Genomic DNA, 24,466 nt, shown 5'->3' on the forward strand with positions numbered 1-24,466 from the left:
CTTTGCGTATAAGCACTGGAGCTCCCTCACTACACCGCGGCCTTTGTCCCCGATATAGCTCCGGGCGCTGTTCGCCATTCTGGCGAAGGTCTCGTAGCCCAGCGCTTCTACGCTGCCCTTGCTTTGCGAGAGACCAAGGTAGGGCCAGCACGGCTTGCGGCGGCGAGCGTTGGCTTCCAGGCGTTTGTCCCTCGGGCTAGCGTCTGCGGCAGGCTTCCTGCCGTTTTTGGAGCGCAGTTGCGCGATAAAGTTCGCGCCGAACAGCTCGATGTCGGGCAGAGGTTGATTTTGTAGAGGCGCAAGCGTCTGCATGCTCTTCTTTCACCAAGCATCGGTCGATTCATTCTCTCGCGAGCGACCAAACGGCTTGCGTTCCCAAAATGAAGCCACACGAGCAACGCAATGACGGCTGTGCGTGCCGCAGTGCAGTCGCGCCTCTGGCGTACAGTGAGCGCGTGGCTCCGAATTCCCGCAGGATCTTTCGCGATGGATCCCCGAGAACGCGCGGCCTCAACCTGTGAGGCTGCGGGCGATCAGCGTTGATGTTATTTGTGCTCAGCATAGCATTGAATTCGCGTCTGCCGGTTCCTCAACGGCGTGCCACCATTTTGCTTCGCCGAGACTCGGCGGAACAACTCGCAACATCGAAGAGTGCGAATGTGCGGGATCGGCTGCGCAAATACGTGCGGAAGAGAAGTGCTGCCGCCGTCGTTGAGCGGCGTGCCATGATCTGTTCGGCGAAGACGATCGAAAAGGACCCTGTAGCTGCGCAATGATCAGATAGGCATTTGATTTACGCGCTTGCCTCTTCGCTCTCGCCAAAAACTGCGATGTCTCGTACGCGCGGTAAAGATCCGGCGCCTGCCGAACCGCAATCGGCGGCGTTTCGCGGCACCAGGATAATTCGGCCTTCTCTGCAGAGAAGGCGCCAATCGACGTCTCTGATCCAGATTAGAGAAACCGTCCATTGGTGACAAATGCGATCTCAGCGGCGCTCGACATGGGGCAGCCGCCTCGACTCATGCTGACGCTTGCCAGGGAACGTGTCCGCCGGCTTAGGCAGCAGATCGCGAGAACATCGCAAGGTTCTGGCTCACAGCAATCGACGGTCAGGATCGGGCATGGCTCACCCTTTGGTGTGTTGAGGTATTCCGAGCCCAGAAGGTTTAGAGTTAGAGGGGAGGCAGCGCGGGCCGGCTCTCCGCGCTGTTCAAAGCTCTGAAACCGCCAACTCCGCGCTGCCAGCGGAGTTAAATGACGATGTGACTCGGCGCTCGTCAAAGAGGCCCTCGGAAAGCGCTGTCTCTATCACGTGCGCCACTAACTTCGCTCGCCAGCGCCGCGGTACTGCAACGCTGCCACCTCGCACCCTTGGGCGGCTGCCCGGGGCGCCCTGCCTTTTATCGCCGAGACGTCCCGCAAGGCACCTGCCAGATTTGGTCGGCTGAGCTGGCTTGCGAGGGAGAAACTGACGCGTTGTGCCGACCACCCCTGCCCCCGCACCCAATCCTGAAGCCGCTTATCGCGAGGGGGCAATGAGCTTCTGGCTTGTTCACCCTAGCCACGGATCCGATTCCCGACTTCAGCATCATTGGAGCGCACCTGGAGACAAAGACGCAATATCCAGGCCATAGGTCGAGCCATAGCAGTATGTCTGAACGTTGCGAGAACGGCGAAGGCCATTTCCCCTCGCTAGGTAGACCTGCCTAAGGACGGTTGAACCATCCACCGCCTCCTCGCCCACGGTCTAGCTAAGTACTCCAATCGGCCGAACTGGTGGCGAATTCGACGGCGGAAATAGAGCCCTGTGGCGAAGCCCGGGATTTCCACTTCGGTCTTGGCTAAATGGAGAGGTTGTGCGGTTCCTAGCAGTATCAGTTCCATGCAACGCCGTTCGCTCGTATCTTTTTCTTCGCCTGGGCATCCGATTGCACGACGAGCTCATGGAGGGCGTTACACTTGGTCATGATCCGAGCAAGGATGCTCGAGATGATCAGTTCGCCCCACGTCGTCTTGTCGACTGGCGCCAGCGCAGGTGCGTGCACCTCGTTGAGCTGCGCGATAACCTAGAGGTTCGATCGTGGGGGAGGCCGATTGCAAATTTTCCTTGCCGACGAATCCAGACAAGGCGATCTTACGTCTCGCGCGAGTACTTGCCCGTGTGGCCGCGAGGGAGGATCATGAAAGACAGCTCATCGATCGAAACGAGGAAAAGAGCGACGATCTATGCTCGATTCTCAACCGATCTTCAGAACGAGCGATCGATTGAGGATCAGCTTTCACTTTGTCAAAGCTATGCCGAGCGTGAAGGATTAATTGTTGTCAGTACCCATGAAGATCGGGCTCGTTCGGGCGGGTCTGTCATGGGCCGCGAAGGCCTGCTACAGATGTTGGACCAGGCGCGGGAAAGATCCTTTGACGTAGTGATCGTCGAAGCGCTCGATCGCCTCTCTCGCGACATGGAAGATCTGGCTGGCATTCATAAGCGGCTGTCATTTCTCGGGATCGAGATCCGGGCGGTCCACGAGGGCGTCGTTAACACTGTGCTGGTGGGCCTTCGCGGCTTGGTCGGACAACTTTATCGCGAGGACAATGCGCACAAGGTGCGTCGCGGCCAAGCGGGGCGGGTTAAGCAAGGTTTGGCTGGTGGCGGCCTGACGTACGGATACGCAGCGGTCCCTGGAAGAGGTGGTGAACGAGTGGTTGTCGAGGCCGAGGCACAAGTGATCCGGCGCATTTTTCAGGAATACGTGGACGGCCGTACGCCTCGGGAAATCGCGCATGATCTCAACAACGAGGGGGTATCTCCTCCGCGGGGACGAGGTTGGAATGCGTCAACAATCAATGGCAATCATGAGAGGGGCGCCGGCATTCTACTAAACGAACTTTATGTGGGGCGCCTTGTCTGGAACAAGGTCAGGATGGTGAAGGACCCCGACTCGGGAAAACGCCTGTCGCGACCTAATCCGAAGAGTGACTGGCAGATGGCTGAAGTGCCGCATCTTGCAATTGTCAATCCAGAGCTATTCACGGCTGCTCAGCAACGCAAGGAAGAGCGCGGTCACATCCACCCCAGCCACCAACGTCGGCCTCGTCGGATGCTATCCGGACTGCTCCGGTGCGGCTCATGCGGTTCGGGTATGGCAACCAATGGACGCGATAAGTCAGGGCGCACTCGTATTCGCTGCTCCGCGTCGAAAGAGAGCGGCACATGTTCTGATGCAAAGACCTTTTATCTAGATGCGGTCGAGAGTGCAGTCCTCAGCGGGCTCAGGGCCGAACTGCGTGCACCGAAGGTGTTTTCGGAATACGTACGAACGTATCTGGAGGAGCGGAAGCGCCTCCTAGCTACATCACAGGCAAAGCGACACCGCCTCGAGCAGCAGCTAGGGCAGTTGACTCGAGAAATCGAACGACTGGTCGATGCGATCGCGAAGGGACATGGCGATCCGTCTGTTCTCGGGCCGCGATCGACTGCCTTAGATGCCGAACGAAAGCGGATATCTGAGGAGTTGCAAAGCGAACCACCCGCCCCGAACGAAATTGCGCTGCATCCGGCCATCCTAAAACGATATGAGGAGCAACTCGGTCGGCTTGAAGAAGCAGTGGGTAAAGGTGTCAGTGCGGGCGACGGAGAGGCCGCGGAAGCCATTAGAGACTTGGTCGAGACGGTCACCGTGCTCCGCCAACCGGGACGCCCAGGTGGTTTAGCCGTCGAGATAGCAGGCCGGCTGAACTCCCTGCTCGGCGAAAAGGCCTATCCAAATAAAGTCAAAGGAGTGTGGGGAAAGGTGGTAGCGGGGGAGGGACTCGAACCCCCGACCCCAGGATTATGATTCCCGTGCTCTAACCAGCTGAGCTACCCCGCCACAGGGATCGCGGCGGCGAATAAGGCCGATCTCGCGAACGCGCGGCATATAAGGAAGGGGGCGGGGGTAAGTCAATCCGCCTTCGCTAAAGCTTCCGCCTTCGCCAAGGCTTCGGCGCGACAAGTCCGCTTCGGCCCGATTTCTCACCAGAATTTGCGATTTTTTACGGCGCCGGACTCGCGGAGGGTCCCCCTCACCCGGAATCCGCGAGAGGCCGAGGTCGCGCCTGCGGCCAAAGCCCCATTCGATGCCGCCGCCATCCTTCACGACGCCGGTCACAAGCTGGCCGAGTCTCTTTTCGAGGTCGCGCGACCAGGGCACGAGCTGGAAGCCGAGTCCGTTATCGATCATGGCGAAGCGTCCCGACGTGAGCGTCAGCCGCTGCCGATACGTGCCGGCCACATGCTCCCCCGACTCAGACTTCACGTGAGGTAGGCGGGTGTCGGCCGAAACTTTTGCGGCCACCTCGTCCAGTTCGCGTCGACGCAACGTATCCAGGAGATCGCGCTGCAGGACGATGCGTTGGCCCTGCCGCCGCGCCAGGCCCTGCTGGATCAGATGCTCGGTACGGGCTTCCATGGCGTCGCGGGTCGCGCGGCCGAATCCACCCATGGCGAGCGGCATGGGGTCGCGTTCGACCAGCCTGTGGTCGAGCCAGGTGGCCCCTTTTGCAGTGACCTGCCCACCGAGATCGAGATCGGAACGGGTGGCGAGCACCACCGTGGGGCGCGGATCGCCGGGTGGACCCAAGCGTCGAACCTCGACGATGCCGCCGACCGGCGGTGCATGTTCGAGAGCCTCGAGCCCTCGAAAGCGCACATGGTGCGCCCGTCCGTCTGTTCCGTCGATCAGGGCATAGGCCTCGCCGGTCAGTTCGTCATGCAGTCCCCGGTCGACCAGTCGTCCGACAAGCTGGGATGTCGGCTGGCCGCCCTCGATGACGAAATCAGCAACGCCGCGCACTTCCCCACGCGCGGTAAAGGCGCTGTGCATGGTCTTGATGATGTCACCGCGGATGCCGAGGTCGCGCAGGCTATGCTCGGCCTCGAGCCCGACCATCCATTCCCCCGGTGCAGCGGAGGTGGCAAGGCCCATCGTTTCCAGATGCTGAAGGCGACCGACCATAAGGCGACGGATCTCGGGATCGGACTTGCCGGGATTCTCGGGGCGAAGATCGATATAGCCGGTCTCATCAGCCCCCAGCCGGATCTCCCGATCGAGCCGCGTCCATCGTTCCGCCGTGACTTCCCTCTCCAGCGAATTGCGGATCTCGTGCTCCGGCTTTGGACCCAGTTCGCTGCCGACCAGTTCCTCGGCGCGTGAGCGCAGGCCCTGGCTGATGTAGTCGCGGGAGATCACGAGATCCGCCCCTTCCTCATCTACTCCCCGAACGAGAAGATGGACGTGGGGATTGTCGGTATTCCAATGGTCGACAGCTACCCAATCGAGCCGCGTGCCGAGGTCGGTCTCCATCTGCCTCGCGAGATCGCGGGCGAAAGCCCTGAGGTCGGTCATGTCGCCGGCGTCTTCGGGCGAAACGATGAACCGGAAATGGTGGCGGTCGTCCTTGCAGCGTTCTGCAAAAGCCGCACTATCGGCGCGGCCACCGGCGGCATCGAACATCTCGGCTCGTTCACCACTCCGGGTCACCCCGTCGCGCTTCAGATATGCGAGGTGGGCGGTCAGTGGTGCCGAACGGAAGGCTCGCCCTTTGTGACGAACCACGCGCGCCTTCACTACAACGCGCCGTGTCGGGCTGAACAATCTGGCGCGGCTAAAGGCAAGGCGCCCGCGGCCAAACGTGGAGCGCCCATAGGCCGTCGAACGCCTGCCAGCCGCCGTCTGACCCGAGGTGTGCCCGGCCTTCTTCGCCGCCCGCAGCACCTGGTTGATGAAGCTCCGGGGCTTAGGCGCACGGGTACTGCGGATGCGCCCAGGCCGGATACGCAGATCGCTGTCGCGCACGCTCACGGCAGGACCTCCCAACGATCAAAAGCGCACACTGTGCCGAGAACGCCTTTGATTACATTGCTCAAACCGCATGGCGCGGCACGCGTCCCGACCGACCGGCACGCCAGAACCCAAGCCATGCCAATGGCTTGCGGTTCGACCGGCGAGCCTCTTTTATCTCGCCGTCCTGCCGTCGTGGTCTCCCGGTCGCCGGTTCCCCAAAGAGCCGCCGCGACTTGGCAGCCAACTTGCGAAGCCCCCACTGCTTCCGAGCGCTTGCGATAGCGATCGTTACCCGAAGGGCCGAGACACCCGAAGGGTGGCTCGGTGAGGAGCGAAGCGACGAGTAGAGCGCGGGCCGAAGGCATCGCCCATACGCCACCAGATTGCGAACCCGCACACTTGATCATTGCGATGCTCCCGAATCCGATCGAGGGACGAACACGCCAATAGACCGGGCGACCATGGGCGAAACATCTGGCGCCGAGATTGCGGTCATGACACCGCTCGACGGCATGATCGTCAGCAACCGGTCGCGTGCATTCATGAATTCAGATCGCGTGACGAATAGCCTCGCAGCTGCCGATGACTGGCCGCTGGACGTCCACCCCGGCGGCAGTTCGATGGCAAGCTGACTTGCAAGCTTTGCGACGTATGCTCGCGTCTCGTCTGGCAGAGAACCGCCTGCGAGATGCTCTTCGTAGCGAGCTGGTCCCGCATTGTACGCCGCAAACACGCCAGGCGAGCCATACCGATCGAGCAGTTCGCGCAAGTAGGCCGTGCCGGCCAGAATGTTGTCGTGCGGATCGTAGGGGTCATTCCCGAGATTATAGCGCTCGCGAAGTTCCGCCCAGGTCGCCGGTATGATTTGCATCAGGCCCATTGCGCCTCTGGGCGACTTGGCGTGCACGTCTCCAGTGCTTTCGATATTGATGACCGAACCGATCCAGGTATCATCGGAATTGCAAAACGCTGCGAGGCCTCGTCGACGAAAGTAGAAAACGGGTTGCTTGCCCGAGTAACCGCTTGAACCGACGCCGATCCACTCTCGCCTAGAGCAGCACTGTCCGACGCAGCGAAAACAAGCAGCAGCGACACGACAGCCCAGGTACGCACGCCCGACCGAGCCAAGCATGCCGTCGCGCTCGCGCCCGTCCAGGGTAGAGCCGCTTCGCGCCGGCCATGCGGCCGCCCTGGACTGACGCGGCGCGCGTCGGCCCTGCAAGCGTTGGTCGGGACAGAGGAATGGTCCCGCGATCGATCGAACAGAGGAATGGCGCGGTAAGAGCGTGGAACACGCACGATCACTCCTCCCACGTCCACACGGGCAGCGCACGGCCGATCACTGCCGACGCCGGCAAGAATCCAAAATATCGGCCATCAAGAGAGTCGCGGGACTGCCAGTTCATGAGAAAGAGCTCGCCGTCTCCGACGACGCGGCAGCCCTGCCACTTCGGCAGCGGCCGGCCGCGTCCGTCGCGGTCTCGTGCCTCGCCCATTGCAATGTCATCGACCGAAATCGTGAGGCCGGCTCTGCAAACCCTCTGCCCCGGAAGGGCGAGCACGCGCTTCAGCATGGGGACGCCAATGGCCAAATAGCCGTTAAGGTCGAGGAAGGTCGCGAGCGGCTCCGGCGGCTGCACGGCGACCAATTCAGTCACTTGGTATTGGTCCGCCGGTCGGAGGCGGTAGAGACCGATCGGCACGCTTGCGGATGCGTTCCAGATGTAAAGAGGAAGCGGCTCCAGGACGATCGTCGCGATGAGCGCAGCAGCAGTTCCAAACATCGCGATGAGTATCTTCAGGGAGCCATTCATCGCATCACCCTTTGGCGATGGAGCCAGGCCTGATGGCGCGCCTTCGTGTAAGAGCGCGGGTTTTCATTGACGGACAGGCGGTTATGAACGTGATGCCAATGATCAGGCGCGACATCAGCCGGATCAATACCGAGCGCCTCAACGGCATCGGTCATCTGCAACACTCGTTCGACCTTCGGCCAACCGGAGAGCCGAAGCAAAATCTCCCCGCCGGGCGTCACATAGGGGACGGTCGAGCAGCGCTGTCCCGGTGCGACTGCGCGCAAGATGTCGATCCGCGAAATGATTGTCCCAAAGTCGTTGGAGGTCCAACGAACGAAAGCAAAGATGCTGCCTGGAGCAAATGAAAGGACACGCCGGTGACGATCGATCTTCCGCTCCTCGACAACGCGACCGAACCGAACGCGGTTTTCGATACGCTTTTCGAGCCACAGCACTTCTACTTCGGTAAGATCGCTCATGCGGTGGCTCCCCTACGCTCGAGCTCGGAGCCGTTCGCTTTCGCGGCGGGGAAGTGCGTGTACGGCTTGTGAAGGCGAGCAGGACGGAAGGGCCTGCTTTGCCGGCCACCTCCCATGCAAGTTGCGGTCTGTTCCGTTAGAAAGAAATCCGAAGGATTTCTGGTTAGTAAAGTTAGAGGAGCTGGAACGCGCAGAGAAACAAGCTCTTAAGCTCGATTCCGGTCCCCGATAGCACGAGGATCGGGTCCTCGATAGCACGAGGGTTGCGGTCCCCGATAGCACGAGCTGATTCACAGGTTGTCCTCCGAATTTGGAATGAGACCGCGCCGACGCAGGCGTGCCGTTAAGGGATCGACAGGCGTTTGCGTGAAGTTCAGCCGCTCGGTGCCATCAGGATCGCGCGTGAGCACGAGCTGATAGCCCGGCAATGTCTGACGCTGGACGATCTGACGTATGTCGTACGCAAAATGCTTGAGCGGCGAGAGGATGCCCGACTTGGCATGGAGGTGCACAAGGTCAAAGCTCCAGCCTCCGTCCTGCCGACCGCCGTGCTTGCGTACAAGGCGGTAAAGCCACCGCTCGAGTCCGCCCGTCAGATCGAAATAGGCGCGATCGATCGTCAGCACGAGCGCGTCATCGATGACGCCGGCGTAGAACCAATCCGGCAGGATCAGTTCGATCCCAAATGGACGGCCATTTGCATCGGCTGTCTCCTTCCACTCGTTGATCCAGGAGAAGCGATGCCGGCGCCGTTCTGCCGGTTGACGGATCGACGTCAGCACCGTCGTTGACTGAAGTCGGTCGAGGCCCGCCTTGAGCCGGTCATAGTCGCGCGCGCTGGTGCCGCGGCCGACGAACGTCAGAATCTCATAAGGCGTTGCAGCCATTAGGCGCGACGTCTTCAAGCCGGCGTCACGGGCTTCGACGATCTGAGACGCAGCCCAGATCAGAACGTCTGCATCCCAAATAGTCGCCATGCCGTGTTCCGGCACGGCTTCGACACGAATTGCAATCGCACCGGCACGAAAATCGATCGGCACGATCCGCTTGGTCTTTGCCAGGGAAAAGAACGGATAAGCCATGAGGTCCTGCGCGTCGCGCGGCGCGAGATCGCCGGGCAGCGCCCGAAAAAGCTCAAGCTGCTCGCGCTCGGAATGGTGTTTGCGCCGCATAGTCACTGCTCTCACGCGGCTATCAGCGCCGTTCCTGACCTGCGTAGGGACGCAGGGCCGGATGCTTCTTGGCGGGCAGCACGGTCCCCTTGCCGGGATCGGATGTCGACGTCTTGGCGCCGCGGTCGGCCCACGCTTTCAGGTCATCGACGGCGTAGACAACACGTCCGCCGATCTTCCGATACGTCGGTCCAGTACCGTACGTCCGGTGCTTCTCCAGCGTGCGGCCGGAGAGGCCAAGGTAACGCGCGGCCTCAGGTGTACGCAGGAATCGCGGGGGGAGACCGGCCATCGAATCGGGCATTTGAGAACTCCAGAGGGACAGCACACCACGCTTGGCTAAGCCGGCGTGTGTGCGGTCATCATGGAGGAGCAAGATCTCGGAGGGGGATGCCGAATATGGAGGGGGCGGTTTTCGGCACCCCTTGCGGACTGCGCTACTCGTCTTTGCGCCCGGGCCGCAGAAGTTTGCGGTAACCACCGCGCATCAACGCAAGCCCGGCTTGCACCAAGCGTATCGTTCGATTGCGCAGATCATGCGTCTTCCAGGCGCGATCGGGGATGCGCTTCTTGCCGAACAGTACTTCTGCGACGACGCGATAGCTTGCGCCCGCGCCGTGCGCGTCGAGCGCACGGATCGCGGCCCTCAAGCGCTCGCGCCGCTGCTTCGACAGCTCATGAAAGGCAGGACCTGGCGCGCGTCCATTCATCGCGCGCCACAGCCGTCGGGCTGCATACGCACGCGCGTCGAAATCGCCGTCGAACGGCAAGTCGGCTGCATATGACGCGCCGAGCACCGGCGGCTCTTTGAACCAGACACGGTGATCTACCGCACCGATGCGCAGCACGGCATGCCAGCCATCGACGGCGCGGCGCACCTCGCCAGCTGAAAGGTCAAGCAGCGGTTGAGACGCTGAATGGCCATCGCCGGCCCAGGCAACTTTGACCGGAACGACCGCCGTTAGAACCTCAGGCGTCCAAAAGATCGTCTGCTCGTCGAATGACCTCTGCGGGTCATGGGCGAAAGCAGATACCCCATTTCCTCCTGAACTCCTCGGTCACTTCACCATCTGGGCTGCTTGCGATCATCGCTTCGTACTCGCGTCGATAGTCCGCGTTACGACGGAGACATTCCCAGGCGATGTCGGTGATTTCAGCGTCTTGTAGGCTCTTGTAGGATTCCGGCGACCGCCAGTCGAATTCAGGCATTGCTTCCGCCCCATTGCACGCAGCTAACAAGGATTGCGCCGCAATAGGTATGAACGAGGCGGTTGTAGGAAGCCCCTACTTTGGCACCACGTGGTGCACCGGAATGACCACCCATCAGCAAAAGAAAATAGTTCTGCCTGCAAGTCGTCAGCCGGCGATTTTCTTCTATTTGGTGTCAGTGCCACGCAATAAGCGGCCCTGTTCAGTTACCCATTTAGCACGCGCAAGGTGGCTCTGATATGCGCGCCGCGCACGATCCGGGTCTCGCTCTGGGTCCATATGCAAGACCACTCGAGCCACTTCGCGCCAGTCCGCACCCTCACCTTCGGCCTGCAGAAGACGAACGTACGTGACAACATGCTGCTCGTCATATGCCGTCAGCCTCGGCTCGCTCGGCGCGACATCCGCGACGTCAGGATCTAGTTGCGGCTTTTTCATAAGGGTCCCAACAAGCAGCGATGATTCTAATCTCCCTGGTTGGCCGAGATCGTCCGCACGTCTCATTGTAGCGTCCTTGCGGACTAGCCGACCAGCCACCAGCTCGAAATACATACTATAGGAGATAAACCTCATAGTATGTAAAGCTCCAATTTGCGTCGATGGACATGCGCAAGTTGGTCGGCCGGAATTTCGCAAGACTGCGGAAGCAGAAGCGCTTCACGCAGGAGAAATTCGCCGAAGCGTCCGGATTCACCCAACAGTATATCAGTGACCTCGAACGTGGCCGTCGCAATCCAACTGTCGTCACTCTATTCGAGCTCGCCAGCACGTTGGGCGTTAGTCATGTCGATCTAGTCCTGCCAGATGATGAGGCACGAGACGAGCGACCAAGACTAGGCAAACGGCGGTGATTGATTTGCAGCCGGACACTATGTCGCTTCGGAACAGCTCCATCGCTGGCTGCGCCTTACGGCGCAGCCAGCATTTGCACGGCTAAGGCCAGGTCCGGCATTTTCGTAATGTTGAGCGATCCAAACGGCGGCAGAACGAATACGGAACCGGCAGCGCCAAGCACCGCGGCGGCGGACGAAAATCCCCCGTTGGATGACTTGCATCAATTGACGGTCCCGCCCTCCGCGGCTTAAATAGTGGATACTGGATTCGGTTGCGTTTCCATCGGCCGTACGTCCGATCGTGGTGGCTCGCAAGCCTGGATCTCCCAACCGCAAACCCCAAAGCCCCACATGCCCGACAAGCCGCAGACGATGCCTTCAAGCCTCATTCCCACATCCGAGTCCGTTGAGCTTACCGCCCAGTCGCTTGGCGTCACGCTCAAGACCGACGAGAAGACGCTCATCGAGATCGATCAGATTCAGGAAGAGGCGGTGCGCGCCGCGCAGGCGAGCAAGAAATTCGCGCTGCGATAAAGTCGCATCAATTATTTGAGCTTCGGGATTTTTCATGAATTTTGCGCCAAACATCCAAGCGATTTCCAATGAACGTCGACTATCTTGTAGGGCAGCTAAAGGACGAGAATGACTGGAAGACACTCGCTGAGTGTCTTGGCGGAAACCACCGCGTCGTCGGCAGCATCGTCCGCCACTTGATGGTGATCGGCGCCAAATCGTACCTTATCGAATCCCGCTACATCGATCGCGACTATTCGTCCGACTACCGGCGCTTCTACGCGCAGACCTTCAGGACCTACGACCGGCACTGCAAGCGCGTGCACTTCTTTGCTGAGGACCTTGAATCTTTCGGCGCGAAGAAGAACTGGGTTGAGCGCACCGAGGCGCTCCAGAACACAAGCAAACGCAGCTATCTTGGGTTTTGCGTGGTTCGGCCATTGCCAAACGCACCGATTGGCCGGACTGCTTTGCGAGGCGACGGGCCGGCCGGCGCCGATCTTGAATCCGTCGTGACCTGCCGCGCGAGCGTGCGCGCCAATCTGCTCGGCGCCGAACTCGACGTGGTGGGCGCCTGCTTCATGCAGCAGGACTCTCGCGTCGGCGCTTGCGCGCAAGTCGCCATCTGGACCGGCGCGCGGCATATGCATCACAGGCACAAATACGATTGGCTTTCGGTCGCCGATATCACGCGCTTGGCCGTGCCGACCACGGCCGAAGAAGCGACCTCTCTTCCCGCAGGATCTGACTTTCTCACCTCGGGGCGTATGATCCGCGCCATCCACGAGATGGGATTTCAGCCGCTCTGTCTCGAAGGCGCGAACATCGGCGCCGCCATTCTTCCGTATGTCGAATCCGGCCTGCCGGTCATTCTCGGACTTCAGGATAAGAAGAACCCCGGATCGCTCGGCCATGCCGTCACCGTGATCGGCCGCGTCTTCGGCAAGCAAAAGACGCCTAGCCATCAGCTCGCCGATTATTTCCCGGCCTACATCGTGCATGATGATCAGGCCGGGCCTTACATGCTGCTGCCCAAAGACGGCAAGGCAGCCGCCGAACACAAATTCGACACCCACCAGTTGGTGCGGCATCGCCTGCATGGCTTGGCTCAGATTGATCTCAATATGGCGGACCACGCCGTCTTCGCCGTCGTGCTTATGCCCGTGCGCGCTTTCTCGACCGCGGGCGCGGCCGAGCGCACCGCGTGGGGCCGCTTGAACGCGACGTTGAACGACATGAAGGCCATTCGCGCCAAACTGGCCAAGCAGGGGGTGCAGGCGAATGATCGGCTCTTGAACGAACTGATCGAGGCGCACAAGAAGAACCGCATCGTCATGCGCACCTATCTGAGCTCCGCGTCAGGCTACCGCACCCACATCGCTCAGTCCTCCGCCTCCGGCGGGCTCAAGGATTTGCTGATGCGCATGCACCTGCCTCATTTCACCTGGATCACGGAAATCTCGACCGTGGATTCTTACAACCAGGCTTCACCGGGCTTGCGCCGCATGTACGGTCACAGCATTCTCGACGCGACTTCGACCGGCAAAGATGCTGCCGGTCTTCTGTCCTTGCATTTGCCTGGCATGCTCATCGTCCGCGATGTTGATGCCGACCCGGGTAAAGACGAGAAGGTCTTCGCCATCAAGGACGACGGCCTCTACGAATGTCGCGAGAAGCGCTTCATGCACTAGCGCGGACGGACGGGAAGCGGAAAATGATCGCCGCGCCCCAACCGGCTCTGGTCTATGCCGGAGCATTCGAGGCATTCCAGGTCCTGGCGCGGCACATCATAGCTCGCCCGGTTCTTGCGCGAATTCCACCGGAACCAGGCCGTCTCGGCATCGTCATTCTTGAGGCCGGTCATGTGGAATAAGAAATCGTCGGCGGCGTGCGCGCAGGCGATCGCATTCATCGTTACGACGCTCGGCGCCGTTACGCCCGGATCGTCGAGATAGGCGTAGCCCTTCTTGAGCGCGTCCGGAACGGCTTCGTCTTGAAGGCGCGCCGGGTTGATGAGCCCGTTGCACCACAGGCAGCCATGGCCCGGCCGCACGCTGCGCGCAACGCAAAAGACATCGCCGACCTCGCCCGCCGCGCTGACCGGAATCTTGGCCCCGACTTGCACGCCGGGGATGCCGTATTGATTCACGACGGCGTTGAAGAGCAAGCGGGCGCCCATCGTGTCCGCGGCAAGGAACAGATAGTCGCAGTCGGTGAACCGCGCCGCCACGTCGGCATCAAGGAAGTCGCGCGGCAAGGCGTGCACCTTTGCGTTGGGATTGGCCCGCTTGATGTTCCGGGAGGCCATATCGACTTTGTATTTGCGCAGCTTCTCGCGGATCCACGCAGGCAGCCATGACGGCGGCGACGCGTCCGTGCGCAGGGCAGCGATGAGGCGAGGCAGGTTAGTGGTTTCGGCCTTATCGGGATCGGCGAGAACAAACTCGCCGACCCCCAAGCGGCCGAGCAATTCCGCCAGGACGGATCCGGCGCCGCCAAGGCCGATGATGCCCACGCGCGTGCGGCCGAGAATCGCTTGACCGCGGTCGCCGAACAGGCGGCTTTGCCGGTCGTAATCCGGCATGTGCATCGCCAAGGCCGGCGGCTGCGGGAAGAGCTCAAGGCGCTTGCTGCCGATGACCGCGGCGCTCGCGAGCGGCGCGCGGCTCAGACCCGGAAACCAGAGATCGCCCGCGACCGCTTCATCCGCGAAGACGAGCGCGCCTACCGGCATGCCGCGCGCGATATCGAGCAAAGCGGGATAACCGCGCTCGTGCGAGGCCATGTCGGCCGGCGAAAAGTCGACTGAAGTCGTTCCGCGGTGATTATGAATGGCGAGATAAGCGAGCTTCAAATCTCGCGCGCGCAAGATGCGGCTTTGAATGAATTGCGCCTTCAGCATCCGGTAACCGTATTTGCCAGGCACGTAGTCAACGCCATCCACGGCGAGATGCAGCTCCCGCGCGACGAGGCGTAGGCCGCGATCGGATTCACAGATGCCGGCGAGGATGATCGCGCCATGTTCGTCATGATCGCCAGGGAAGAGGTGCCGCGTCAGCGCCTGGTACATGCCCTCGGCCAGAGTCAGACGCCACGGGCCTATGGATGGGTTCGAAGCCATTGCATCACTTTCAGCAGTTTGAGCGCCGCGGTGTCGGTCGCCGGGTTGAGCTTGTTCGAGCGCCGCGAAATCTGCATCGCCGGCCTGCCGCGATGAGACGCAGGCGCGAGTCCCTCACCAAGGGCGCGTCCGTCAGCGCGCTTCAAATCCGCGCAGGTGAAATGCGGATACACATCCGCATAGGGATATTGAAAAGTGATCTGAAAACCGACCCAGATCGTCTGCTGAGCGTAGGGCGGTCCGAGCGGCATCTCGCGCACCATCACGTGCGCGCCGCTCGAACCGTCCGGCTCGGCATCGACCTGGCACTCGGGGAAGGACGAGCGGATATCCGCGATCGCCTTCTCAATGACGGGCGTGATCGCGGTCATGAGTTGTCGTCGTTCGGAATGGCGAGGAAGCGATCGCCGTCGTGGACCGTGATTTTCTGATCGTCGCCAATGAGCTCAGTCTTGCCGCCGCCGCGCTCGATGCTCAGCACGAAGTCGAGCTGGATCGGGACATGCTGAGCGATCGCCGCCTGCTTGATGCTCAGGCCGGTCTGCTTCTTGTCCGGCACCGTGACCGGCTTTTCGTTGACGAACAGGTTGACCGTCTTGTCCGGCCCTCCGCCGTGATCATCGCCGCCGCCGTGCTCGCCACCTTGACCGGGATTCCCGCCCAGGCCCCGACCGCCCCCCGGGTGGTCCTTGTCTTCGTTGTTGGACATCACTATCTCCTTGCGAAGATGAAATCGAATTGCTAGTGTGAAATCAATATTGCATTGTAGATGGGGAATTTCAAGAGTGAAATCGAAAAAATCTGAACCGGCCCAGTTTGACGTGGCGGCGTTGCATGCGGCGCTCGACGCGGAGCGGATTGCCCGGCGGCTGAATTGGAAGGATGTCTCGGCGGAATCGGGCGTAAGTGCCTCGACGCTAACTCGTTTATCTCAAGGCAAGCGTCCCGACGTGGACAGTCTGGCTGCCTTGACGCAGTGGCTGGGTCTGCCGGCTGATCGCTTCATGGGGCACCGGAAAATGGCCTTTGGCGCGGCGAGCCCGTTGACACAGATCTCTTCCATTCTGCGCGAAGACCCGAATCTGAACCAGGACGCCGCAGCAGCCTTGGACGAGCTCATCAAGGCGACCTACACCCGGTTGCGGTCGCAGAAATAATCGGCTGACCCACCGAGGTGCCCTGCCCGCACTTGTCGTAATCTCTATCATCACTCCGTGTTTTTTCTATCTGATTCAACGAGTTTAAGAGACAGAGCGCAGTTTCGCGGAAGGTCAGGCATCTGCGAAGTGGCGTTGCGCTAAGGCTAGGCTCTTAAGAAACCCCGCCCGGCGGACCGGACGGGGCTTGGAGGGCGCTCTTACTCGCCGGTCTTACGCGGCCGCGACCACAGAAGGGTGTAGCCCTCACCGCCTTCGTCGTCGAACAGGTTCGCGTAGATCGGCGCGTTGAACGAGGGGTCATCGAGCTTGAGCGAGAGGTAGTCGCGGCCCTCTTCGGAGCGCTTCGACCAGGCCGCGCCGATCTCCGCGCGACCCACATAGATGCGGTGGCTGGGAGCGTTGTCGTTGGATCGGTTGGTCTCGGCGACGATGCGGACGCCCTTGGCTTTCAGGCTCAGGGTCACGATCTCGCCCTGGAATTCGTTACCGACCTTCTTGAAAGAACCGATGTTAGCCATGTCACTTCTCCTGTTGTGTTTCGAGCCCGCGACCACCGCGGCCTCGATGGCGATCTAGGGCTGAGGACGATCGGCGACGCACCCGCTCGGGCCGGAGCGCAGCGGAGGACGTCGTGTGGCGACTTTCTTGTCTCGCGAGGAATGGGCGAAGCCCAGGGGAAGAAAGTCGCATCAACGGCGTTGCGGCTCAGACGATCGAGGCGAAGCCGGTCTTCGGCCAGATCAAGCCATCAACGAGGCCACGTGCGTCCGCGTGCTGAACCACAATCTCTGGAGAAGCGTGGCTATCTCGGTTTTGATGAACAAGAGGCCGGAACGATTCAGCGCGGAAAGAGAAACAATCTCCTGCAAAAGGCGGCATCGTCTCCCAAGAACCGATCGAGGTAACATCGCTCTGCCGCGGCTGGGTGGGCCGGACCGAATGCCGGCAGCTTGATTGAGGAGTTCCGAGGAGGACTGCCTCTCCCGCGCTCAGGTTTCGATCATCTCCCGTTCGCCGCGCCGATCTACGCACCTGTTCGATGAAGGCGGCAAACGGTCATCGCTCGGCCAATGCGGCCGTAAGAACTGCTTAGGACGGGTTCTCCACCACCGCGCCCGGCTCCAACGGGCGGGTCTCCGCCAAAACCATCAAGCGCGTCCATGATGTAACGCCAATGCAAACCGCGCCCAGGCAAGCGAAGACCTCACGCCAAGCCAGCGAAGGCACCCCGATCTGGGACAGGGCGAACACCATTTGATAGCCGGCGGCGGCGGCGGGAACAGCGAATGCCGTCGCGATCGCGATGCGCAAGGCCAAGGACCGGGTAATAGCGACGGCGACCTGGCCGAGGACGAGCGTCAAAGCGCCGCCGGCCGTTCCGATAAGCAGCGCGCCGATGAGGCCGGCACCGCTCTGAAACGCCGTCATCCCGATACTCAGCGCGACGAAAAACGGCAGGGCATACACTGCGAGCGCGAAAATCGCCCAGCAGAATAGGCCGATGCCGAGTGTGTTGAGAACAAGCCCAATAGCGAGCATGGTGGTGGCTCCATGTGCATAGATAAACCAGTTGCGCCTTCCACCACCACCACGGCGCAACTCTGAATAAGAGACCGAAACGAGGCGGAGTTGCGGCGTGAGCAATTTCGCCTCGAAGACTTCAGGTCGAGAAGACGGCGCTCACGCGCCGCCGAACCTCCAGACGGGGATGCCGAGCCGCTTCGCCTTGTCGGCGAGGTTGTCCTGGATGCCCGTGCCCGGGAAGTGCATGACGCCGATCGGCAGGAGTTCGAGCATGACATCGTTGCGCTTGAACGGTGCTGCCTTGGCGTGCTTCGTCCAGTCGGGCCTGAAGGCGATCTGAGGCACCTTGCGGGTGGTTGCCCATTTGGAGGCGATCAGTTCGGCCCCCTTCGGGGAGCCGCCGTGGAGCAGGACCATGTCGGGATGCTTGGCGTGAACCTTGTCGAGGCGATCCCAGATCAGGCGATGATCATTGAAATCAAGCCCTCCGGTGAGCGCGATCTTCGGCCCTGAGGGCAGCATGACCTCGGTCTCGGCACGGCGCTTGGCTGCGATGAAGTCGCGGGAGTCGATCATCGCCGCGGTCAGGGTGCGGTGGTTCACCAGCGATCCCGATCGGGGGCGCCAGAATGAGCCGGTGTGAATCTCGAAGCGCTCGATGGCCTGGTCACGGAAGAGTTCTAGGCAGTCGCGGCGCTCAATCAGCGTGATGCCTTCCGCCGTGATGCGTTCGAGTTCGACGGATCGAACTTCGGAACCGTCCTGCTCGCGCTGACCCTTCTGTTGCGCCTTTTCGTTGTCGTCGAGTTGGCGACCGATGCGGTCGACGGCACGATGGAACAGGTTGACGGTCGACCAGAGCAGATCGTCGAGGTCCGGCTCGAGCCGCGTGTCGCTCAACGTGGCGACCAAGGCATCGAAGATGTCAGCGACGGCACCGGTAATGGTCCTGCCCTCGGGAAGCGGCCGTGGATCGGGCTGGTCGTCGAAGGGGCGGTAACCGAAGAGCTGCAATTCGGTGAGAACGTGTTCAGTCGCAGATGCGGCGTGCGGCGGTTCGATGTCGTCGTGGTCGGTCATTGAGGCGATCCTTTGCCGGATCGGCCGCGACCATCGCGGCCTTCGTGGCGATCACTCAGACGGCAGGCGGAACGGGCCAGAACCCGGAGCAGAGCCGGAGGGCCGAAGCGCAGCGGAGGATGGCGGAGGCCGGCTATTTAGCTTCGCGATGCAAAGCGCGCTCGCCAGATGGCTAATGTGTCTTCTCGTCGCCGGCGCGCGGCGGAAAATAGCCGGACGCAGCCATTGCCGGCCCGAGCCGCTTGCCGTCCGATCGCCCTCTAGAAGGCCGTGGTCGCGTCCTCTTCCGGCAGTGGCCGCACAGCGACCGACCTGTCGACGCCGATCGAATTGACGGGGCTAATCCGCGGTTGCCATCGACGAATGCAGGAAGCGGACGACGTCCTCTGGTGCGAGTTGAAGCCTTAACTCTGCTCGTAGGGTCCCGAGACCGAAGATGTGCAGGTCTTCGTTGAAATCGCCTAGCCGGGGCGACAACGCAATCGCTTCAACGCCGGCGTCTACCGCACGCTGGGTGAGGGCAGCCTGCACGGCATCTCCGGCGGCGTCGGCGTCGCGGGCGATGTAGAGCCGACGCAGGCCAGACGGCAGCAACATGGCTGCGAGGTGATTGGCCGAAAGTGCGGCGGCCATGGGCAAGGTCGGCAGCACGTAACGCAGCGACAGCATGGTCTCGATTCCCTCGCCGGCGGCGAGCACGTCGTCCACCACGCCGAAGCGGACGGCGTTGCCGAGGAGGTCGCCCATGGCCCGTCGTGGCGTGTCGATCGGAGCCTTGCCCAGCCGCACGCGATCAAAACCGTCTGGATCGAGCCAAGTGCGGTGTACGCCGGTGATCCGTCCATCGAGGCCGGTGACACAGGCTATCATCGCCGGCCAGGTTTCGGTCGGCAAATGCTCATCCGGTCGGTAATAGCAACGTGGGTGAAAGCGGAGGCTGGCCCCATGATGGATGTGGGTTATCCCGCGGCGCTGCAAGTACGTTTCGACCACGGTCCCCTCGATCGGGCTGGATATCGCAAAGAGCCGGCGGGCGGCTTCTTGCGATCCAGTCGGCGCCACCGAACGAACGGGTTTCGAGGCCGCTAGCGGCTCAGGACGAGGCAGCTTCAGAAACCGCCTCGCTTCCTCGGCGGCCCCGCTGAAGTCGGGCAAACCGCGGCATTCGCGGATGATGTCGAGGAGGTCGCCATGCTCGCCGGTCGCAGCGTCGGTCCACTTGCCGGCAGGGCCCTTGGGTGATTCCTGGAGCCGGACGAACATCGAGCGGCCCGGCGTGTTGTGAACGTCGCCGACCACCCAGTACCGCCCCGCCCGCTTGCCATTGGAGAGATAGTATCGGCACACTGCCTCGGCCTCGCGCGCGAGGCGGCGTGCCAATTCGGAGGCATCGGGGGCCATCACGCGGCCTCCCGCTCATTGACGCGCACGACCGGATAGGTATCGAGCACCTTCGTCAGGATCCCGACGCCGCTTGCGTCCGTGGGCACGAACATCCGCAGCTTCCAGGATATGATCTCTCCAAAGAGGCCGTAAGCGCGGAGGCGATCGCGCATCGTGTCGTTGAATCCCGACAGCTCAATGCGGCAAGCGCCCATGACCCGGACGCGGCGAAGCTGGAGCCCCTCCGCGAGGTCGAGGACGGTGCGTCCCTCCATCACCGCTGCAAAGGCAGCGTCCGGCGACAGCGTAGGCGCGTCCGCCGAGAAGGCGTTTGCAACCCACGCGGCAGAAACCTTGCGGCCGATGATGCGTTCACCCGCATCGGTCTGGAGCCGATAGACGCGGGTCGATTCGTTCGGCAATCGTTTCCAGATTGGTAGCAGCAGTCCTGCAACGACGTGGATCGTGCTTTCCGTGAACTCAGGCACCTCGGCAAGCTCAGCCATCCAGGCCTCGGCAAAACGTTCACGATCCGCTTCAACCCAATGGCTCTCCACCATCATGTTCAAGGGGACTTGGTGCTGCTCCATAGGCCGGATCAGGCGGACGCGGCGCTCGATCTCGCCGTCGTCGAGCATGATGCTCGGGGTCGGAACCTGCACGGCGGCCCTTCCCGAACGCTCGTTGATCAGCAGGACGGCATGACTGGAAAGCCGAGCAAGGACGTCATCCAAACCAACGGGATGGTTACGCTCGCGCTGCATGATGGTGAGAAGCCGTGTCTCGGCACCTGTGCGCGGATGGACATAGATCGTCCGCCGACCACTGACGACAAAGCTTTCGGCGCGGAGCGTTTCCAGCCCGAGGTCATAGGTGCCCGACGCGACAGCGCCCTCGATCCGGGCGATCAATAGCTGTTCGAAGGCGGTGAACAGGACATTCTGCAGATCGATGGTGAGCGCCAACAACCTGTTCAGGAAGGTCGTGATCGGCGGCAGGTCATCCCTGAGCCCATTGGCATCCGTCAATTTCAGGCCGGTCGCATCCTCGAACCTCTCGAGCGAGCATCCGTCGACCCGGCCTCGCACCAGCAACGTGTAGAGTTGACGCAACGCGTCACGCCCGTACTGACTTTCGAGATTGTCCTCGGGCCGAAACAGCCCCTGCCCTCCGGTCTGGCGCTGGCCGCGCGTAATGGCCCCCAATGTGTCGAGCCGACGCGCGATTGTGCTGAGGAAGCGTTTTTCAGCCTTCACGTCGGTCGCGATGGGCCGAAACAACGGCGGCTGCGCTTGATTGGTCCGGTTTGTGCGGCCGAGCCCCTGAATCGCGGCATCCGCCTTCCAGCCGGGCTCGAGCAGATAATGGACCCGCAAGCGGCGATTTCGCGCCGACAACTCGGCATGGTAGCTCCTCCCCGTGCCGCCCGCGTCGGAGAACACGAGAATAGGCTTGACGTCGTCCATGAAGGCCGATGTCTCAGCGAGATTGGCCGAACCGGCGCGGTTTTCGACCACCAACCGGTCGCCCTTACGAACGATGCGGCGCGAGCGCCCGGTCACTTCGGCGACCATCTCGGTGCCGAAGCGCTGGACGATTTGATCCAGCGCGCCGGGTACCGGAGGCAGCGAGGCGAGTTTCTCGATGAGGCGGCCGCGTCGTGCGACGGCTTCCCGGCTCTCGACCGGCTGGCCATCGCGATAGACAGGCCGAGAGCAGAGGTTACCTTCCGAGTCTGTAAAGAGCTCGTAGAGCTGGACCGGGAAGGAATGGGCGAGATAGTCGAGCACATATTCGCGCGGGGTGATGTCGACCTGGACGTCGCCCCAATCCTCGGTCGGGATCTCGGCGAGCCGGCGCTCCATCAGCGCTTCGCCCGTAGAAACAATCTGGATGACAGCGGCATGGCCGGCGTCGAGATCGCAGTCGATGGATCGGATGAGCGACGGCGTCTTCATCGATGTCAGCAGATGACCGAAGAAGCGCTGCTTCGCGCTTTCGAAGGCGGATCGGGCCGCGGATTTCGCCTGCCCGTTCAGCGTTCCGGTTTCGCCGGTGATGTTGGCGGCCCGCATCGCCGCGTCGAGGTTGTTGTGGATGATGCTGAACGCATCTGCATAGGCGTCGTAGATGCGAACCTGCTCCGGCGTAAGCTGGTGCTCAACGAGTTCGTACTCGACGCCCTCGTAGGACAATGAGCGAGCAGCGTAGAGGCCGAGCGCCTTGAGATCGCGCGCCAGCACCTCCATCGCCGCGACGCCACCCTGCTCGATTGCCTCGACGAACTCGGCGCGCGTGGCGAACGGGAAGTCGGCGCCCCCCCAAAGTCCGAGGCGTTGGGCATAAGCGAGGTTGTGGACCGTGGTAGCGCCTGTCGCCGACACATAAACCACGCGAGCATTCGGCAGGGCGTGCTGGAGCCTCAGGCCTGCACGTCCCTGCTGAGAGGCCGCCTGGTCGCCGCGCTCGCCCTTGCCCCCGACCGCATTCTGCATGGCGTGGCTCTCGTCGAAGACGATGACTCCGTCGAAGTCGGAGCCCAACCATTCAACGATCTGCCTGACACGCGAAAGCTTCTCGCCACGCTCGTCGGTGCGTAGCGTGGCATAGGTGGCAAAAAGGATGCCCTCCGAAAGCCGGACCGGTGTGCCCTGGCGAAAGCGGGACAAAGGCGTAACAAGCAGCCGCTCCATGCCGAGTGCGGACCAGTCGCGCTGAGCATCTTCGATCAGCTTGTCGGATTTGCTGATCCAGACCGCACGGCGGCGGCCCTTGAGCCAATTGTCGAGAAGGATCCCTGCGACCTGCCGTCCCTTGCCAGCGCCGGTGCCATCGCCCAAGAACCAGCCGCGGCGAAAGCGGACGGCATCTTCTGCGTCGTCGCGCGCGGCCGCCACAACGTCAAACGTCGTATCGACGGTCCAGGAGCCCGCGAGAAATTCGGAATGCGCCTCGCCCGCATAAATGACGCTTTCGAGCTGGGCGTCCGACAGAACTCCGTCTGCCACCAGACTTAAAGGTAGATGCGGACGGTAGAACGGCTTCGGTGGCGCAACGGACGCCATCGCCGCGGATTGCACGAGCTTGGTCGGATGTGCGCACGATCCGGGAATACGGATCGACTGCAATCCGTACTCCTCATATAGCGCATCGGTGAGGCGGGCGCCTTCCGGCGGCGACCATTCGACGGTCTCGTACGCAATTTCCACACCTTCCGGCACGCTCCCCGAAGTGGATGAGGGGCTTGGTGCAATGACGCCGGCCGATCGGGGCATTGCCGGGCGCCTAACGATGTCGGCCATAACCGGCACGGCGACGGGCAGCCTCGGAGGCACATGCTGGGTGACCCACCCAAGCAAGGTGGCGACATCACTCGCCATGCCCACTGAAGCGGGAAAGGCCTTCGCATCGGCAGCGGGCCACTTGTCGATTACAAGCAGCCTCGTGTCAGTCTGAGTGCCGTGCTTGGCGTAGACGGCGCCGTCGATCGCGGCAGAAAACACGACCCGTCCGCGCTCCTGGAGGCGAACAAAGGCCTCTCGCCACGCCGGATTATCCGGCGCAAGGCCGGCGCCAGCGATGGCGACGAGGCGTCCACCGTCGCAAAGACGCGCGAGCGCCGAAGCGACGTGCCGGAAAGCGGCGTCCGCCATTCGTCGATCGACATTCGCCACCGCGGAGAACGGCGGGTTCATCAGAACGACGCTCGGTACCACGCTCGCATCGAGGTGATCATCAATCTGCGCGCCGTCGAACCGCGTGACCTCAACGTTGGCAAACACATGATCTAGCAGCGCCGCGCGGCCTTCGGCCAACTCGTTCAACATCAGAGAGCCGCCGGCGAGCTCGGCGAAGATGGCGAGCAAGCCGGTCCCCGCGGAGGGCTCCAGAACGCGGTCGGCGGGCGTAATGCCGGCCGCGGCGCACGCGGCCAGCCCAAGCGGGATCGGCGTCGAAAATTGCTGGAGCGCCTGACTGTCCTCGGAGCGCCGCGTATGGGTCGGCAGACAGCTCGCGATTCTCGCGAGCATTGGCAGCATGGCAGCCGTCGAGCCAGCCTTGGCGCGCATGGCCGGACCGAATTTGCGCAGGAAGAGAACGGTTGCCGCCTCGCAGACGTCATACGCCGTCTTCCAGTTCCAGGCCCCGGCCGCGTCCGAGGCACCGAAGGCAGCCTCCATGGCGCCGCGCAGGACGGCGGCATCGATGCGACGGCCGCGTTCGAGATCAGTCAAGAGCTGCCGGGCGGCCTTGAGGGCGGCAGAGGTGAGAGTGGCAGCGGCACGCATCGAGAGCGGCGCGGCGGCAGCGCCGCCCGCAAGAGATTCGGTCATGACAGGATTTCTCGGGAGAGCAGGAACAGGTCGAATCGCC

The 24,466-nt window shown here is 62.0% G+C and carries 21 protein-coding genes, 1 tRNA gene and 1 pseudogene; 5 read left to right on the forward strand and 18 right to left on the reverse strand.

Annotated elements, in window-relative coordinates; genetic code table 11:
- Window positions 1-2,180 precede the first annotated feature (2,180 nt).
- On the forward strand, window positions 2,181-3,836 hold the full coding sequence (locus DCG74_RS33095) for a recombinase family protein (protein WP_172787783.1): 1,656 nt from the start codon (window positions 2,181-2,183) through the stop codon (window positions 3,834-3,836).
- On the opposite strand, the gene DCG74_RS33100 is transcribed toward DCG74_RS33095, so the two are convergent.
- From DCG74_RS33100 to DCG74_RS33145, 10 genes and pseudogenes are all read right to left on the reverse strand, one after another.
- Window positions 3,793-3,869, reverse strand: a tRNA-Met gene (locus tag DCG74_RS33100). The two genes, DCG74_RS33095 and DCG74_RS33100, sit on opposite strands and share 44 nt — an antisense overlap.
- 210 nt (window positions 3,870-4,079) lie before the next feature.
- Window positions 4,080-5,840 (reverse strand): annotated as a pseudogene (locus DCG74_RS33105) (relaxase/mobilization nuclease domain-containing protein); the annotation flags it as partial.
- 385 nt (window positions 5,841-6,225) lie between these two features.
- Window positions 6,226-6,954: a lytic transglycosylase domain-containing protein gene (locus tag DCG74_RS33110; protein ID WP_246709017.1), complete on the reverse strand. Its 729-nt coding sequence runs from the start codon at window positions 6,952-6,954 to the stop codon at window positions 6,226-6,228.
- 169 nt (window positions 6,955-7,123) lie between these two features.
- Entirely contained in the window at window positions 7,124-7,636 is a 513-nt protein-coding gene (locus tag DCG74_RS33115; protein WP_172789034.1) for a S26 family signal peptidase, read from the reverse strand.
- Window positions 7,633-8,097 (reverse strand): DUF2840 domain-containing protein, encoded by a 465-nt coding sequence (locus tag DCG74_RS33120; protein ID WP_172789035.1) that lies wholly within the window; start codon window positions 8,095-8,097, stop codon window positions 7,633-7,635. Before DCG74_RS33120 ends, DCG74_RS33115 begins: the two co-directional genes overlap by 4 nt.
- A 290-nt stretch (window positions 8,098-8,387) precedes the next feature.
- The gene (locus DCG74_RS33125; RefSeq protein ID WP_172789036.1) at window positions 8,388-9,269 is read right to left on the reverse strand and encodes a replication initiator protein A; all 882 of its coding nucleotides are present in this window, start codon (window positions 9,267-9,269) and stop codon (window positions 8,388-8,390) included.
- Between the two features lie 22 nt (window positions 9,270-9,291).
- The gene (locus tag DCG74_RS33130; protein WP_172789037.1) at window positions 9,292-9,573 is read right to left on the reverse strand and encodes an AlpA family transcriptional regulator; all 282 of its coding nucleotides are present in this window, start codon (window positions 9,571-9,573) and stop codon (window positions 9,292-9,294) included.
- Between the two features lie 133 nt (window positions 9,574-9,706).
- Window positions 9,707-10,147: a DUF2285 domain-containing protein gene (locus DCG74_RS33135; RefSeq protein ID WP_257187457.1), complete on the reverse strand. Its 441-nt coding sequence runs from the start codon at window positions 10,145-10,147 to the stop codon at window positions 9,707-9,709.
- Between the two features lie 136 nt (window positions 10,148-10,283).
- Window positions 10,284-10,478: a transcriptional regulator domain-containing protein gene (locus DCG74_RS33140; protein ID WP_172789038.1), complete on the reverse strand. Its 195-nt coding sequence runs from the start codon at window positions 10,476-10,478 to the stop codon at window positions 10,284-10,286.
- Window positions 10,479-10,643: 165 nt separating this feature from the next.
- Window positions 10,644-10,916 (reverse strand): DUF2285 domain-containing protein, encoded by a 273-nt coding sequence (locus tag DCG74_RS33145; protein WP_246709018.1) that lies wholly within the window; start codon window positions 10,914-10,916, stop codon window positions 10,644-10,646.
- Window positions 10,917-11,077: 161 nt separating this feature from the next.
- Here DCG74_RS33145 and DCG74_RS33150 point away from each other — a divergent pair, with 161 nt between their 5' ends.
- The 3 genes from DCG74_RS33150 (at window position 11,078) to DCG74_RS33160 (ending at window position 13,515) form a co-directional block, all read left to right on the forward strand.
- Window positions 11,078-11,329 carry a helix-turn-helix domain-containing protein gene (locus DCG74_RS33150; protein WP_172789039.1) on the forward strand — a complete coding sequence of 84 codons (252 nt, stop codon included), beginning with the start codon at window positions 11,078-11,080 and terminating at the stop codon, window positions 11,327-11,329.
- Window positions 11,330-11,662: 333 nt separating this feature from the next.
- Complete coding sequence (locus DCG74_RS33155; protein WP_141340103.1) at window positions 11,663-11,845, forward strand: hypothetical protein; 183 nt, start codon at window positions 11,663-11,665, stop codon at window positions 11,843-11,845.
- Window positions 11,846-11,913: 68 nt separating this feature from the next.
- Entirely contained in the window at window positions 11,914-13,515 is a 1,602-nt protein-coding gene (locus tag DCG74_RS33160) for a hypothetical protein (RefSeq protein WP_172789040.1), read from the forward strand.
- On the opposite strand, the gene DCG74_RS33165 is transcribed toward DCG74_RS33160, so the two are convergent.
- Genes DCG74_RS33165 through DCG74_RS33175 form a run of 3 tightly spaced genes read right to left on the reverse strand, consistent with a single transcriptional unit; the run spans window position 13,512 to window position 15,654 of the window.
- Complete coding sequence (locus DCG74_RS33165; protein WP_210268525.1) at window positions 13,512-14,894, reverse strand: ThiF family adenylyltransferase; 1,383 nt, start codon at window positions 14,892-14,894, stop codon at window positions 13,512-13,514. The genes DCG74_RS33160 and DCG74_RS33165 overlap by 4 nt on opposite strands.
- 29 nt (window positions 14,895-14,923) lie before the next feature.
- Window positions 14,924-15,316, reverse strand: coding sequence for a hypothetical protein (locus DCG74_RS33170; protein ID WP_210268526.1), 393 nt, complete (start codon window positions 15,314-15,316; stop codon window positions 14,924-14,926).
- On the reverse strand, window positions 15,313-15,654 hold the full coding sequence (locus DCG74_RS33175; protein WP_210268527.1) for a multiubiquitin domain-containing protein: 342 nt from the start codon (window positions 15,652-15,654) through the stop codon (window positions 15,313-15,315). The genes DCG74_RS33170 and DCG74_RS33175 overlap by 4 nt, the downstream gene beginning before the upstream one ends.
- Window positions 15,655-15,730: 76 nt before the next feature.
- Between DCG74_RS33175 and DCG74_RS33180 the strand changes: the two genes are divergently transcribed.
- Window positions 15,731-16,102 carry a helix-turn-helix domain-containing protein gene (locus DCG74_RS33180; RefSeq protein WP_172789042.1) on the forward strand — a complete coding sequence of 124 codons (372 nt, stop codon included), beginning with the start codon at window positions 15,731-15,733 and terminating at the stop codon, window positions 16,100-16,102.
- A gap of 200 nt (window positions 16,103-16,302) precedes the next feature.
- Here DCG74_RS33180 and DCG74_RS33185 read toward each other — a convergent pair whose 3' ends face one another.
- From DCG74_RS33185 to DCG74_RS33205, 5 genes are all read right to left on the reverse strand, one after another.
- The gene (locus DCG74_RS33185; RefSeq protein WP_006018714.1) at window positions 16,303-16,623 is read right to left on the reverse strand and encodes a DUF736 domain-containing protein; all 321 of its coding nucleotides are present in this window, start codon (window positions 16,621-16,623) and stop codon (window positions 16,303-16,305) included.
- A 571-nt stretch (window positions 16,624-17,194) separates the two neighbouring features.
- Complete coding sequence (locus DCG74_RS33190; protein ID WP_373569501.1) at window positions 17,195-17,749, reverse strand: hypothetical protein; 555 nt, start codon at window positions 17,747-17,749, stop codon at window positions 17,195-17,197.
- Window positions 17,750-17,785: 36 nt separating this feature from the next.
- On the reverse strand, window positions 17,786-18,709 hold the full coding sequence (locus DCG74_RS33195) for a DUF2493 domain-containing protein (protein WP_172789043.1): 924 nt from the start codon (window positions 18,707-18,709) through the stop codon (window positions 17,786-17,788).
- 339 nt (window positions 18,710-19,048) lie between these two features.
- Complete coding sequence (locus DCG74_RS33200) at window positions 19,049-20,110, reverse strand: toprim domain-containing protein (protein ID WP_172789044.1); 1,062 nt, start codon at window positions 20,108-20,110, stop codon at window positions 19,049-19,051.
- Window positions 20,110-24,426: a strawberry notch-like NTP hydrolase domain-containing protein gene (locus DCG74_RS33205; RefSeq protein ID WP_172789045.1), complete on the reverse strand. Its 4,317-nt coding sequence runs from the start codon at window positions 24,424-24,426 to the stop codon at window positions 20,110-20,112. Before DCG74_RS33205 ends, DCG74_RS33200 begins: the two co-directional genes overlap by 1 nt.
- Between the last annotated feature and the right edge of the window lie 40 nt (window positions 24,427-24,466).

It is taken from the genome of Bradyrhizobium sp. WBAH42 (genome assembly GCF_024585265.1).
In the GTDB taxonomy this organism is placed as follows: domain Bacteria; phylum Pseudomonadota; class Alphaproteobacteria; order Rhizobiales; family Xanthobacteraceae; genus Bradyrhizobium.